The sequence below is a fragment of the Acetobacter lambici genome (assembly GCF_011516885.1).
GTDB classification, from domain to species: Bacteria; Pseudomonadota; Alphaproteobacteria; order Acetobacterales; family Acetobacteraceae; genus Acetobacter; species Acetobacter lambici.
The window spans coordinates 21,659-35,455 of the sequence record NZ_WOTD01000023.1 but is presented as its reverse complement, the minus strand read 5'-3'; the positions used below and the strand labels follow the sequence as shown (position 1 = coordinate 35,455).

The 13,797-nt window shown below is 52.1% G+C and carries 12 protein-coding genes; all 12 read left to right on the top strand.

The genetic code is table 11. The features are described 5' to 3' along the window. Window positions 1-102 precede the first annotated feature (102 nt). Window positions 103-450 carry a DotI/IcmL/TraM family protein gene (locus GOB86_RS10520; protein WP_165992289.1) on the top strand — a complete coding sequence of 116 codons (348 nt, stop codon included), beginning with the start codon at window positions 103-105 and terminating at the stop codon, window positions 448-450. After that, on the top strand, window positions 451-1,380 hold the full coding sequence (locus GOB86_RS10515) for a DotH/IcmK family type IV secretion protein (protein WP_165992284.1): 930 nt from the start codon (window positions 451-453) through the stop codon (window positions 1,378-1,380). Continuing rightward, a complete protein-coding gene (locus GOB86_RS10510; RefSeq protein WP_242012606.1) occupies window positions 1,373-2,605 on the top strand; it encodes a hypothetical protein in 1,233 nt (410 codons plus the stop codon). Before GOB86_RS10515 ends, GOB86_RS10510 begins: the two co-directional genes overlap by 8 nt. Before the next feature lie 53 nt (window positions 2,606-2,658). Then, on the top strand, window positions 2,659-3,861 hold the full coding sequence (locus GOB86_RS10505; RefSeq protein WP_206752704.1) for a hypothetical protein: 1,203 nt from the start codon (window positions 2,659-2,661) through the stop codon (window positions 3,859-3,861). Between the two features lie 14 nt (window positions 3,862-3,875). Beyond that, the gene (locus GOB86_RS16100; RefSeq protein WP_242012605.1) at window positions 3,876-4,427 is read left to right on the top strand and encodes a hypothetical protein; all 552 of its coding nucleotides are present in this window, start codon (window positions 3,876-3,878) and stop codon (window positions 4,425-4,427) included. Window positions 4,428-4,456: 29 nt separating this feature from the next. After that, window positions 4,457-4,846 carry a hypothetical protein gene (locus GOB86_RS10495; protein WP_165992282.1) on the top strand — a complete coding sequence of 130 codons (390 nt, stop codon included), beginning with the start codon at window positions 4,457-4,459 and terminating at the stop codon, window positions 4,844-4,846. Window positions 4,847-5,384: 538 nt separating this feature from the next. Further along, window positions 5,385-8,459, top strand: coding sequence for a type IV secretion protein DotO (locus tag GOB86_RS10490; protein WP_165992281.1), 3,075 nt, complete (start codon window positions 5,385-5,387; stop codon window positions 8,457-8,459). A 24-nt stretch (window positions 8,460-8,483) separates the two neighbouring features. After that, window positions 8,484-9,449, top strand: a complete 966-nt coding sequence (locus GOB86_RS10485) for a TrbG/VirB9 family P-type conjugative transfer protein (protein ID WP_338421525.1) — start codon at window positions 8,484-8,486, stop codon at window positions 9,447-9,449. Beyond that, complete coding sequence (locus tag GOB86_RS10480; RefSeq protein WP_253544113.1) at window positions 9,446-10,246, top strand: TcpQ domain-containing protein; 801 nt, start codon at window positions 9,446-9,448, stop codon at window positions 10,244-10,246. The genes GOB86_RS10485 and GOB86_RS10480 overlap by 4 nt, the downstream gene beginning before the upstream one ends. Before the next feature lie 761 nt (window positions 10,247-11,007). Further along, complete coding sequence (locus GOB86_RS16095) at window positions 11,008-11,973, top strand: hypothetical protein (RefSeq protein WP_242012604.1); 966 nt, start codon at window positions 11,008-11,010, stop codon at window positions 11,971-11,973. Beyond that, window positions 11,970-12,572, top strand: a complete 603-nt coding sequence (locus tag GOB86_RS10470) for a hypothetical protein (protein WP_165992278.1) — start codon at window positions 11,970-11,972, stop codon at window positions 12,570-12,572. Before GOB86_RS16095 ends, GOB86_RS10470 begins: the two co-directional genes overlap by 4 nt. Before the next feature lie 127 nt (window positions 12,573-12,699). Next, window positions 12,700-13,794: a hypothetical protein gene (locus GOB86_RS10465; RefSeq protein ID WP_242012603.1), complete on the top strand. Its 1,095-nt coding sequence runs from the start codon at window positions 12,700-12,702 to the stop codon at window positions 13,792-13,794. The last annotated feature ends 3 nt before the right edge of the window (window positions 13,795-13,797 follow it).

Genomic DNA, 13,797 nt, shown 5'->3' with positions numbered 1-13,797 from the left:
GAACCCGCCGCCAGAAGCAGAATATCGTCAATATTCCAGATCGGGCTCCTGTGGGATGACTGAACTCTACAAAATGACCTGAAATTGCCTCAAGTGTGAGAAATCCGCGTCGATGCATCCAGTCGGGATTTCACCGTCGAGGCATGGAATACATGGGGGCAGGCTTTCGAAGGGCCGGGAAACATAGACTTTATCAAAGCAAAACAGATCATCATGACAGCTTCCTTGAAAAGCGCTGCTGTAGTCGTAGATGAAGGAAAAAACCGACATGGTGATTACGAATGGCACGTCGCATTCCCGATGTATCTGCGATGGATAAATGCCGCAGGTGAAAAAACTGATGTTCTATCTGTGAATGTTATAATTACCCGTACCAATGACCCATTACACCCTGACGGCCGGATCATCTCTGAATTGAATGCCCCTCGTGCGACAAATGGCGGTGAATAAATGCTTCGTCATGTCCCTATGGCCGGGTTTATCGCTGGAATTGCACTGAGTGTGCCTCTTTGCGCCGTTGCGCAGCATGACACTGCCAACGAGCGTAATCAGCTTGATCCCGTTTATTCCCTGCCGCCACCACCTAATGTCGTAAACAGCCTCTATGAGCGATTTGACGCGGGGCAAAGAGCACTAGATGGGACTGATGACCCCCATCGGTTAGTCAGTCCTGCTTCCCGCTCAGTGTCCATATCCTTTACGTCCGGATCTCAAATCAACATTATTCGGATTGCACAGGACTACCCATCGTCCATTTCATTTGTCGACATTACGGGTCAACCATGGCCAATCGCATGGGATATCACCACTAAAAAGAATGGTGGTTGCGATGAAAAAGGTGATGGACATAACGCATCCGTCCGTGCCGTCGGCATAAGTGCCTGCGTTCCCGAAGCCGGATCTAATGTCCTCCAGCTCACCCCCATTTCCAGATATGCACACGGTGGCATTCTGGTCAGTCTAAAAGACGCTCCCAAGCCAGTCAGTTTCCTGATCGTGGCCGGAACTGGATCGTATGATGCGGACATGACGGCACGGGTTAATAAGCGCGGGCCTAATGCCAAAGATATTGTCAGCACAGACCCGGAAGCACCGTCCACGGGCTCTTCCCTGATGCACGACATCCTCGACGGAACACCCCCGGCAGAAGCCGTGCCTCTGCTTGTATCCGGGGTGAACCCCGACGATCTGAGGGCATGGAAAATCGCAAACAAGATTTATCTCAGAACAACCTATCAGCTGGCTTCTCCCGCTTTTAGCGACCACCAAAGCCTCTACGATACAACCGCATACGAAATACCCAACACGTCACGGTTGTTGGTCTCGTCTGCAACAAAGCAGGGAATACCAGTTTCCTTAAGGGAAGATGTCCATGAGTGACGCTGATGAAATGGATACAAAATCCCCGCTTCGAGCCAGCTTTGAAAGCTCTCGCTCACTCTTGAAATATCTCATTGCTTTAGCATTATTCGCTGTAGCTGTTTTTTATTACTTTAGTCACCGGATGGTGGATAAACCGCATTCAGCGGAGCTGCCTGCTCCTGCGATGGTCAGCCCTGCTGGGGGCAACATTCAGATTAAAAAACTGGATCAGCTTGCCTCTAAACAGGATCAGCAGGCATCGATTGAAGCACAGAAATCAGGGAAATCCTACACAGCATCACTCACTGGGAAAGAGTTCCCCTCTCCCGCAATTATTCCCGAAATTGGTGCCGGCCCGACAAAACCACATAATACGGAACCATCTGTTGCCCAGACGGATAAACCTGCTCAACCAGCATCAGTGCCCAATCCGTTTGTTGAGCGTGTAGGTCCCAGAAACGTAACGCCCCATAATGAAAGTGCTGGCACAGCAGCCACTCAGCATCTGTCTACTCAGGCAGAAATCGAATTGCTTGAAGCATGGGCGGGCCGACCAGCAACAATTGAACGGGTCAGCGCCAATTACAAAAACCCGACAAGCCGCTCTGTTGGTAGCGACAAGGATGTTTCCACGCACGCGGTGACTGCGACATCCGTAGGGAATGTAAATGCCAACATTGGCAAATCAACAACCCACGGTACATTGCTGTTAGCTGGGGGGAGAGGCGTTTATGGTCATTCTGTCCTAACGTCGAATAGCGACCTTGGGCACGAAGTACTCGTTGAAGTTGATACCGGGCCATTCAGAAAAGCCCGGATCAGCGGCACGTTCTCGATGCAGAATGATAAGCTGGTCATCAAATTCAACTCCCTGATGATAGGTGATAACGACCCAATATCCGTCTCTGCATATGCGGTATCGCCGGAAACTGCCGAGACAGGTGTCGCATCTGAAGTCAATGAACACCTGGCCACCAGAATAATACTTCCTGCTGCCTCTGCTTTCGTTCAGGGGCTTGGGAACGCCATGATGAGCGCCAATACATCAAGCTATACTGGTGGGTATGGCATGACCTCCTTCACCCATCTCAATATTGCCCAGCAAATGGGTGCAGCAGCCGGCAACCTCGGACAAGAGATGGGACAACTGCTGCAAAAGCAGACCCCTCAAACGGCCACCGTCAAGCTGGATAAGGGCGATACGGTCGGAATCCTGTTCGACCAGCCCGTTTACGGTCCCTGATCGTATTCACAACCCACCAAGCGATAATGAAAAAAACAACTGGAGTTTCCCCCATGCGAGGTAACGTCATGACGATTCAACCTGAAAATTCTTCCGTGACAATGTTGCGTACAAATCCCCCGGAAAATCCCGGGCCCAATTCTCGACAAGGCTCGACACAGACGAATACGGCAGGCTTCAGTCCTCCCCCTCCCAAGGAAGATGGTAGCCCTGAGCTTTCTTCCAGCACACGGACGGACACGGACGCAGTTAAGCCCACCAGCACTTTCAAGCTTGCCAAGCTTAAGAACCCGGCCTGTCTTCTTGTCGCATCAGCGGCTACGATTTTCATTGGTGTAAAGGCAACAGGGTTTCAGATTCCCTCCATGGGGCAAAATTCCACGAAGGCAGTTGCCGCCGTCCAGCCCATCCAGTCCGGCCCGCGGAATACATCAGATATAACGCCTCCTGACATGGCACCAATACCTATCATCCCTGCAGCGCATAAGCCTCTTCTGCCGCCCCCTAGCCCTCACATTGAGACGGTGCCGGCGCAGATCAAAACCCCGCTTCAACCTTTGCTCGTGCCCCCCTCTCATCCTCTGGCGGATGCAACCGCTATAGTATCTCCTTCAGAGGAAGGCCGTGAGAGCACACAACAGACTATCCCTGATGGTCATTCCATTCCTGATTCCCATTTTGAAAACCGTATGGATACCGCCGCAGCCTTAAATCCCCCGGCCATTGTCCAACCACAAAATCAGGACAGTGCCAGTGACCGCCTCTTCATTGAGATGCATCGACAGTTGGCTGATATGTCCAACCAGATGAAAGAGCTTCAGACCAAGCTGGATACGACACAGCAGGCCCTTAATGATCGCGTATCAACTGGTCTGGGAAAAATTGACGGGCGCCTGGATGAATTGCAGCACCGCGAGGATCTGATCGAAAGTCAGAAACGTCCAGAACCCACTTCGTCTTCACCGGGAGCAACGCCTAAAGCTGGGCTCCCTGCTGATGCCAAAGCCAATCCAGTGTCCCCAGCAGCCAATGAGCATCACGCTGTCAAAAAAGTCACCAAAGACCCAGCACCGGCACCCCTCCCCCATTATAGCGTCCAGGCCGGAGCCCCGGATATCGCCATCCTGATGGACAGCTCTGGCACCCCTTTACGCGTACAGCCAGGCAGCAACATTGATGGATGGGGAAATGTTCTTGCCGTGATGCCATCCGGTAATGGGTGGGTCGTCAAAACCGAACATGGCATCATTCGATAAGGAGAGAGAGCAAGATGGAAGCCCTTTTTTCCTTCGCACAGGAAATTGGTAACTCTCTAGCCTATCTGTTGCCAACACTGTGCTACATCACGGGCTCATCTTTTCTGGCAGGCAGCGTCTACGGCATTTACAGTCGCGGCAAAGGGGAGAATGGCCCAGCCAGCAACCTTTTTGTTTGCGCGGCCCTATTTACCGTTGGTGCGTCATTTCTGTCGTTCCCTGACTTTCTGAACATGGGCAATAAATCACTGGGTTTCACTACAACCGCCAGTCTGGCTGGAAGTGGTGCAACACCTATGAAGTTTTCCGCTCAGGATATCCAAACCGGAATTAACAAAGGCCCTACAGCTTTACTTGTCGCCTTTTTACACCTCTTCCGGATGTATTTCGCCTGCTACGGAGCCCTGCTGGTCTACTGGGGAATGGTCCGCCAGATCGGCCGGATGAAAGGGCAAAACAACACGTCTACATCTGTAAACTTACTGATCATTGCCGGTTCGTTCCTTCTAATGAACGCAGACACCGTCGCTGAGGCAACATGTAAAAAACTTGGATACCTCACCTAGTCCAGACGCCAAACTCTTCGGGGGAAATTATGCGTAAATTGCTTACAAAGAAAAATATATGCCTTCTATTGTTCATATCCGTAGCCCTGATGCCAATACTTCTGGGGCATGCACATGCTCAGGCTATTGATGAAGTTGCCGAACAAGCGACAGACCGTGCCAATAAAGCTTTCGGCTACATCTTAAACTCATTTTGTTTTATTGTTGGTGGAAGCCTACTCGCAGCTGGAATACTATCTCTTTATCAGAAACATCGGAACAATAATGCTGGAACCAGTATGGCCTATATTGCCAGTGCGTTCCTTTGTGGTGGCTTCCTGATCGGATTTCCATTTGTTGTCAGGACGGCAAGCTTTTCTTTCTGGAATACCACGACAACGGTTACTGGCGAACAGCGCATGATGCAGTTTGATAAATAACATGGTGGACTTCATACACCACTGCCTTGCCCCATCTGGGTCTCTGACGTTGTCGTCAGAGACCGTTGGCCCACATACACAATGTTCCTGTTGTGGCGGAATGGGCGCCAGTGTTTCTGTTTCTGGTGCAAAACTCTGTATTGTCTGCGCCCCAGCGTTCTGTGTCGATGAACCAGACACAGACAAGGTCAGCACTCTTATCTGGCTTCCTCAAATTGATCAGGGTTTTGTGAACCGCCTGCTACGATCGGCTTATCAGGCTCGATATGTGCCGGCTTCCTCGCCCCCCGAAGCCGTCGAGCGTGCCTCTCGTGCCTATGACACACTGACTGAACTCGAAAACCTCAGATCAGTAGCCAAACAGATAATTGGCACAGACCGGGTTAGTGTCCTTCGCAAACTAATCCCGAACATTCCACAACATGACCTTTTTTTCCGACTTAAACGTGTCTCGGGTCTGCGTGTGCTACCACTCGGACCATGGTTCGACCTCCATGGAGAGGACTTCAGAGCACTCATTACGTCCCGGAAGTGACCTATGTTCAAATCCTCCTCCAAAAAGAAAAATAAGTCTGAAACCTCCTTCAAGGAAGTTACATCGTCAGGCTTCAAACCGTTTGAATCTTTCCTGCGTGCGTGCGCCTGGATATCTCAGCTAACGGGCAAAGATCTCGCATCGTTTTGTGATCTTGCTACCACTGATGAAAAGTCTCTCATTACTTTCAAAGGAGATTACGCCACCCTTCTCAAAGTTGGTGGTCTGCAACGCCTTGCCAGTAAGGGTGAAGTTGAAGCTGCGGCAGAGCAACTCCGCATAGATCTGTCTGGAGTATTCAAAGAGGCCGGTCATGCCATGCAATTCAGTTACATCTCTGATCCAGATGCCTCGGCATACATTCAGGACAATATCAACGAACGACGCACTATCGCCAATGCACTTGAGGCGGATTTCGAGGACATCTTTACTGAGCGTGAAAGGGTTCTTACGCCTTACATGCGACAAGAACGCATTTGGCTGGTCCTGTGGAGTAGAAAAGGCTGCCTCTCAAAAGCTGAACTTTCCATAGCCCACAAACGCCAGAAAAAAGCATCGCGTTACCTGCCTAATCTCGGAGACGCCCAAAATCCATTACTGGGCTCTCCTGAACTCGCCACGGTCCATAATGCTTTTGTCGAACATGTGCTGAAGGTCTTCTCCAGTAGAGGCGTGCTCCTCAATACATTACCACCGAAAACAGCGTTGAAGGTTATCCGCGAAGAAATTTATCCTGAAACAGCAGGAGAGGATTGGTCTCCCATTACCCCTTCTGACCCTCCTCCTGACGTTATTCCTGAAACTGACCGCCCTGCCGATATCAGTGCAGCACTCTGGCCTCCATTGCGCGAGCAGATATTCAAAGAGGATGCTTATACCCCTGACTTTCAAACCATCCGGTTAGGGTGTGCCGACTGGACGCCAGTGGATATGACAATGGTTTCCGAGGAAGTGCGACCTTTCACTGAGTTGACTTCCCATCTTGCCCACTACCGCCTTCCATGGCGTGTTACCATGCATGTTGAAGGCGTCAGGCCCTCTTATATGGTCTGGAAAGAGCATGTCTCAACCCTGCTGCGCTTCGGGAAAAACCGGGCGGTCTATGATGCACTCCAGGATATCGCTCACAGACGGGCCCGTAGAGAAGCCGTTGTCAAACTCCGGGTATCCTTTGCGACATCCGCTACAGCGGGAGACGCTGACACATTGCGCGCCCGCGCATCAAGACTAGAACAGGGTATCAACGGCTGGGGCGGCGCTCAGGCGACACGGCAGTGTGGCGATCCCCTCGAAGGGACAATGTCTTCCGTGCCCGGTATTGCTCTGGCGTCTACAGCACCACCTACAGCCGCACCATTGGACAAAACTCTTGTCATGGCTCCTTGGGCGCGACCGGCAAGACCGTGGGAATATGGTGCGACCTTGCTAAGAGCTGCTGATGGAAGGATCGTCCCCTTTGATCCCGCAGGAAGCGGACGTGACGCCGTTCTCGACCTCTTTGTCGCACCGTCTCGGCGCGGTAAGTCCATGCTGGCCAACGCGCTCCTTCTTGCTACTGTCCTCAGCACAGCAACACTCACTGATACAGGTGTCCAACTCCCCCTGATCGGGAAGCTGGACATTGGTGATGCGACAAGTGGTTTCATCGACCTTATTGTCCATGGCCTACCGCCAGAACATGCCCATAAAGCCATCTACATCCCGTTTGAGCTCAAACCAGAACACGCCTATAATATCTTTGACACCGAGGCATGCTATCGCAGGCCCTTGGCATATCATCTCGGGTTTCTCAAAAATTTCCTGTCGTTAATCTGCATGCCCGTGGACAAAACTCCCTTTGAAGGCATGGACCAGATTATCCATGCTGCCATTGAAGCAGTTTATGACCTTTATTCCGATGGTCCATCCGGACGCCCCAAACCCTATCGTCAAACAGAAAACAGACGGTTGGATGAAGAATTGGACAAGTTGGGCTTTCCTGTTGACCGCTCCACAACATGGTGGGATATCGCCGACTTTTTTGGCAAACGAGGCGACATCCGGCTTGCCCGCATGGCGACACAGCATGCTGTACCAGTGATAGAAGAACTTCTTGAGGCCATTCAGGAAGATAGGATTTGGGCCAATTATGGCTCCAATACCCCCACGGCCGGAAATGAGAAAGGACTGGAAATCTTCCGCCGCTACATAATCTCATTCATTGGACAATACCCGACACTCAACAGAGCTACCCAGCTTGATCTGGGTGACGCCCGGATTGTCGCATTGGACATTCATCGTGTAGCCCCCGAAGGGTCGGGGAACGAACGTCAGACAGAACTCATGTATCTCATGGGTTTTCAGATTATCTCCCGCAATTTCTTTCTTGACCCAGAACATGCCAAGCATGCTCCGGAATTTGTCCGCGACATCCATCGCAAGCGCTTCAGGGAGTTTCGTGAAAGTTTCAAACGGCTTGAATGTGATGAGTTCCAGCGCACAATCAAAGCACCGTTCATTCGACAAGAGTTTGAAGAAGCCGCCCGCCGTGCCGCGAAGCTTAATGTTAAAATTGGCCTTACAAGCCAGAAAATCACAGATTTTGGCGAATTCCTGACCCAACATTCAACCGGACGTTTCATCCTTGGTGCCGCTAACCCCAAAGAAGCGACTGAAGTGTCCACTCTTCTGGGCTTAAGTGAGGCGGCCACTGCTATTGTCCATCACGGTCTTAAAGGACCAAACAAAAATGGCACTGGCTCCCCGCTTATTCTTCAGATCCTGGTGAACAACCAGATGTATGAAATGTATCTCCTGAACATGCTTGGGCCTATCGAATTATGGGCTTTGTCCACTAATCCGGAAGATGTCGCACTCCGAAGGCGCGTTTATGCCGCTCTTGGTTCTGGTGAAGCACGCCGCAGGTTAGCGCGCGTGTTTCCCAAAGGAACAGCATCTGACGAAATTGGTCGCCGACGCAATGATATGATCCGGCAGGGAATGGATGCAGCGCAGGCTATGGGTGGTGTGATCTCGCAGGTCAGTAAAGAAATCTGCGACGCAATCGGAATTGGCGCGCTCCTTAGGGAAGCTGCATAGGTTCGTGCGCGTATTCACAACCTGATGTCGGATACTGGGTATATGAAACGATGCTCAGTAGTCCTCATGGTGGTCACGCCACTCTTCGGATGCGGGTCGGCTGAAAACGCCGCACCCGTCACCGTTGCCACACCGGGTCTTCCATCACCCGAACACGCATTACAGGATAGCCTGGATCGTGTGCATGCTTTCATGGCGAGCCTGAATGAGCGCCTTGATAAACCTGCGCTCGTAACTGGGTCATTTCCTCACCCTGCCGATGTCGCTCCAGTCAGCACATCAGCGGGTGAGACAAAAACAATTGTCCAACCGACCCACCCTCACCTTTCAGCCATCCCTCTCATTGGGAAGGGAGGGATCACATGGTTCGCGTTTGGCGATGGGACGCCAACCATAACCTGTCGTTACCCGGATATCTGCATTGTTCGTCTGGATCGTGGTGAAACTGCAACCCAGACAGATCTAAGCGTCGATGACGCGGCGAATTGGCATGCGGATCTGGTGAGAGGAAGTAAAGGCATTCATGAGGGTTGGGCCGTAGCCCTCTCTCCTGGTGTCAACGCCACAAAGACACCCCTAACCCTCAAAGCTAGTGCACATACCTACAGAATGCTTCTGAGTGCTCAAAGTCCGAGCATGAAAACAGTTGCTTTCACCCATTCACCGGGTGAGCCTTTTAGTCAGCCTGAGATAACACTCAAAACTGGCCTGACCGGTACACCCGACTTTGCCTATCACATGAGCGGATCTGCTCCATGGAAACCCATGCGGGTCTACCGCGAAGCTGGACACACCTACATCCAGTTTCCCCCTGGCGGAATTACCGCCGCACCACGCCTGATCGTGCTCTCACCCAAAGCAAAAAACACTCAGGACTACACAATCGTTGGAGACTCTTACGTCATTCCAAGGGCGGTCGATGACGCCCTGCTCATTGGAAACGAACCAGAGGCTCAGCAAATCCACATAACCCATGGAGGTACGGAGTGAACCGCCTCACCCGTCATATTACAACAGGTGCCCTGTTAGTTCTGGTCTCCGGATGTGGGGAAATGCCCCCCTCCACGTCATCGCATGTAGCAGGAGCAACCTTTCGCGACGCATCCGCCCTAACCGTATTTATTGCGGATATCCTTGCTAACAGCATGGACGGGCCAAACAGCATTATTCGGCTGGCACCCTATGATGGTCCAGACCCCAATCATACTGAAGTGCTCCTCATGGACACTTTACGCGAAAGAGGTTTCGCTTTGTCTCCTGATGGGATGTCCTACCCCGGCGCACACACCGTACGCTACGCAGTCAGCCCGGTTGGACAAAACCTCCTGCTAGAGCTGGACGCCGATGATGCAGAAGCGACATGCCTCTATGGGCATAACGCAGATGGCGCACTCGAGCGCGCCGGCAGCTGCACGATCCATAATGGACAACATCTGATTCTGAAAATTCCCAACACGGATCAAATGCGCCCCATTCCGCTTAAACCTACCAACACCCAACCCGCTCTTGCTCAGGCCAAATTGCCATCTGAAGAGTGGACGCTGGTGGAAGGGCAACCCATTCGCGAACAGATGGTCGCATGGGGGGACCGTGCAGGATGGAAAGTTTTCTGGCCTCATGATCTGAACTGGATGGTACCGGCAATGACCTCCTTCAACGGGGATTACCAGAAGGTCATGACGGATATCATCCACACGATCTCTGACGAAGGGAAGTCCATCCATGCAGACTTCCATACGCCCAATCATACTCTAGTCGTGACCAGCCCAGGGGGGCGGAGCGAATGAAGTACCTCCCTCTGCTATTAGCAACAGCATCCTGTGTGACATTGTTAACCGGATGCGCCGACTTCAAAGCCGCCCGTCAGGCCGAGCATGAAGCCGAAACAGTCGATCACAATTACAAAATTCCACAGAACCCTGTCGTAACCGTGTCAGACAGACCTTGGCTTTTGGGAGAAAATGTCCACGAGGCAGAGAGGATTCCTGAGATCCTCCTTCATCCTGCGGGGATTACACTTTCCCGGCCGGTCTCATTAAGAGATGCAGCCATCATCGCCAGTCGCGTGACACACATTCCTGTCAGTGTAACGTCTGATGCCGAGCAGGACTTCTCGTCGTCCGGGGGGAGTTATAGTGCTTCAGACCTTCCCCCACCCCCAGCCGCATCTGGTGGTCAATCTCGCTCAGATACTGATTCCTCGCAGAGCCGGTCATCGGCGCGTTCTGAAACCAGAGTTTCCAACGCCAGCAATGAAACATGGTCTGGCATAGGGAATTGGCTTCAGTATCAAGGCACCCGTGAGGGTCTATTCCAAACACTCGCAACACGTTTTGGCGTCTGGCAACGTTGGACAAACGGACAGATTGAATTTTATCGCACTCTGACCAAAACGTGGCCGATCCCAGCCTTCTCCGGTGATACAACTTCTGACGCTTCGATCGTTGCCTACACAGGCGGTGGCAGTGGCAGTGGCAGTGGCAGTGGCTCGTCTGGCATGGGAATGGGCGGTGGCTCAATGATGTCTGGCGGGACATCAGGGGGCGGCATGAGCGGGAGCGGTGAATCTTCGGGTCAGTCTTCCGGTATGGCATCCATCATAGCCCACAGCAAAACCAACAGATGGCAGACGATCCAGAAGACTGCGAACGTGATCGCGGGTGATGCCCGTGTTGTTGCGGATGAGGGGCTGGGAACAGTGTCAGTAACAGGCACTCCGGACCAGATTGCTCGTGTTGAGGACTGGGTTCAGGGGCTGCGTGATGACATGCTCAAACAGGTCGCGGTTGAAGTGCATGTCTATACGGTCAAAATTAGCCATGAAAGTAACTACGGCTTCAGCCCGACACTCTCCTTTGCACCCCACGGTGGTTTGCTCGGAGTGACTTCGACCCCGGCCGCCATTCCACAACTCCAAACCTCTGACACACCATTCTCCTTTGGGGCATCCATTCTGGATACAGGTAAAGGCACTGGCGGACTTTTTTCGGGCTCGAAAGTTGTTGTTCAGGCACTCCAACAGCTTGGGAATGTAACCGAACAGTATGACCGGTCAGTCGTAACAACCAATAATCAGACAGCTCCTTTCCAGAACGGCATCAACACGACCTATCTGGCCAACAGTTCTTCTGTTCTGGCGACAAATTCGGGAAGCTCCAATTCACTCTCCCCTGGTGTTGTCATGTCTGGGTTCATGGGTTCAGTCACACCCAAAATTGTTGATAGCCGGATACTCCTTCATCTCAATTTCCTACTCCAGACATTGCAGACCATCACCACCATCTCGAGTGGTGGTTCCTCTATTCAGGCTCCCAAAACATCCAGCACGTCGTTGGACGATACCGTCGCATTGCAAAACAACAGCACGCTTGTGCTTAGCGGTTACGTCGATGATGCGACATCTCGCAAACGCAATGGCGTTGGCTCCGCTTTGGATTGGGTCCTGGGAGGCGGGGGCGATGCAACTCTTGAGAAAACACATGTTGTTGTAACCGTGGAGGCTCACACGCTGTGAAAAAAATCATCCTTACGTCTATGGCAACGGCGTTGGTCCTGCCCTTGCCCTCATGGGCAACACCACCAGAATGTGCGCAGCACCTGCAGGAACCTGGGATCGGCGGACGGCTGTCTCAGGAACAGATTGATGCAAATAATGCCTGTCTGAGCATCGTAGATACGCAGAAAAAGATTTCGGAAGGGTTGGCAACAATCGCCGATAATGAACGACGTTCAAAGGGTGGAGCAACATTCACCACGTCAAGCACGCGGAATGACCTCGCTACAGCGCGTGTGCCGTTCCCCCAACAACCTATGACACAACTCCATCCACTGCAGCAGAACATGCCTCCAGCACTGGAAAAACCTGACGATAGCGGGCCCACGGCCACCGTGGACGGCGTTCTTTGGGAAGGTGGGACTGTCATCACGGGGCTCATTCATCTCCAAGATGGCCAGTCTCTCGAAGCGATGAAAGGCACCACTTTGCCTGATGGGAGTGTCGTATCCGCAATTACGCAAAGCGGAACCGTCATTGTTACCCGAAACGGGAAACGGTTTTCTCTGCCGTCTTCCAAGCCACCCCAGCAATCCTCTCCTTTCGGCAACCCCTTGTAGGAAAGGCTGAGCAATGGCCGTATTACTCACTTTGCCCACAGGGAACCGGGTCTTCGTAAGCGGAATACGCTGGGTACCTCATGCTCGGCGCCCTTCCCTGCCAGCCATTCGACAGGAAGCCCTCGCAATGGGCATGACGAATTATGTGAGGCCAAAACAGATACCAAATCGGATTGGCTATCTGAAAATGGTTGCCGAGAGATCAGGCGAAAAAACAACCGGCAAGGCTAAAATAGAAAGCCTGCTTCTCGCCGTTCTATCCCAAAGCGGACCGTCAACCTACGTCGAATGCGACTTTGGGCCATCGGGCATATGGGTCATGGCAACGGATGAAAATTCATTACCCCTGCCCGGTTCAGATAACTTTTTCACTGACGAAGATCTCGAAGGATACCGATCGTCACTGGTTGGGTTCAATTTCAAACAAAAATTGCTTATCGAGCCGCAGAAAGTCGATGCGTTCATGGCGGCCCTTCCGGCAACGCCAGTTATTATCCGCTCTGTCTCATTCAGACCTTACTACATTGCCGCTAGTATTTTCGCGGTATGTGGTCTTGTCGTGCTGCAGAGTATGCACGTTCTCCACGAACGGAATCTGGCCCATCTGCGCGATGAAGCCCGTAGGAATCTACTTCTGGAGCAGCAGAAAGCTCAGGCCGCTACCCATGAGGGACCTTCGGCCGGAGAGTGGGTAAAAATCTGCATGCACAATGCCTACGCACTTCCTCCATTCAAAGATGGATGGACACTTAATAACTGGGAATGCGCAGGAAGAACATTAAGTGCCCTATGGGTTCGTACTGGCGGCACACTCGCTGATGCTCCAGTAGGACTAATGCTCAACAATGGGAACTCGGTCAGATCCCATTATCCACTCTTACCCTATGAGAAAATTCATGGAGCACCGTCTGATGCAACAGGAGATGCAAAAACCTTCATAGCTCTCGTGCAGCGATCAGAGGCCAATCTATCGGTTAAAACTGCGGATCTAGCCCATGACGATCACTCGAAGGCACAGAGTGCTTATATGATCACATTCCCATGGCAGGGAGACCCACGGGAAATACCATGGGATTTCTTTAGAGACATCAGTGTCGAACGTCTGGGTCGTGAGATCAACGCTGATGCACATGGTGCCCTTCAGAACACTGATTACCAGATTCATGTCGCCATCAAAGATGCTTCAGCAGCGGCAGTTTCTACGGAAAGTGGGGGGCATTGAACC

Excerpts from the sequence above, each read along its gene's own strand:
- GOB86_RS10490 (WP_165992281.1), top strand. The coding sequence starts at position 5,385 with ATGTTCAAATCCTCCTCCAAAAAGAAAAATAAGTCTGAAACCTCCTTC.
- GOB86_RS10465 (WP_242012603.1), top strand. The coding sequence starts at position 12,700 with ATGGGCATGACGAATTATGTGAGGCCAAAACAGATACCAAATCGGATT.
- GOB86_RS10510 (WP_242012606.1), top strand. The coding sequence starts at position 1,373 with ATGAGTGACGCTGATGAAATGGATACAAAATCCCCGCTTCGAGCCAGC.
- GOB86_RS10515 (WP_165992284.1), top strand. The coding sequence starts at position 451 with ATGCTTCGTCATGTCCCTATGGCCGGGTTTATCGCTGGAATTGCACTG.
- GOB86_RS16095 (WP_242012604.1), top strand. The coding sequence starts at position 11,008 with ATGAGCGGGAGCGGTGAATCTTCGGGTCAGTCTTCCGGTATGGCATCC.
- GOB86_RS16100 (WP_242012605.1), top strand. The coding sequence starts at position 3,876 with ATGGAAGCCCTTTTTTCCTTCGCACAGGAAATTGGTAACTCTCTAGCC.
- GOB86_RS10485 (WP_338421525.1), top strand. The coding sequence starts at position 8,484 with ATGTCGGATACTGGGTATATGAAACGATGCTCAGTAGTCCTCATGGTG.
- GOB86_RS10495 (WP_165992282.1), top strand. The coding sequence starts at position 4,457 with ATGCGTAAATTGCTTACAAAGAAAAATATATGCCTTCTATTGTTCATA.
- GOB86_RS10505 (WP_206752704.1), top strand. The coding sequence starts at position 2,659 with ATGCGAGGTAACGTCATGACGATTCAACCTGAAAATTCTTCCGTGACA.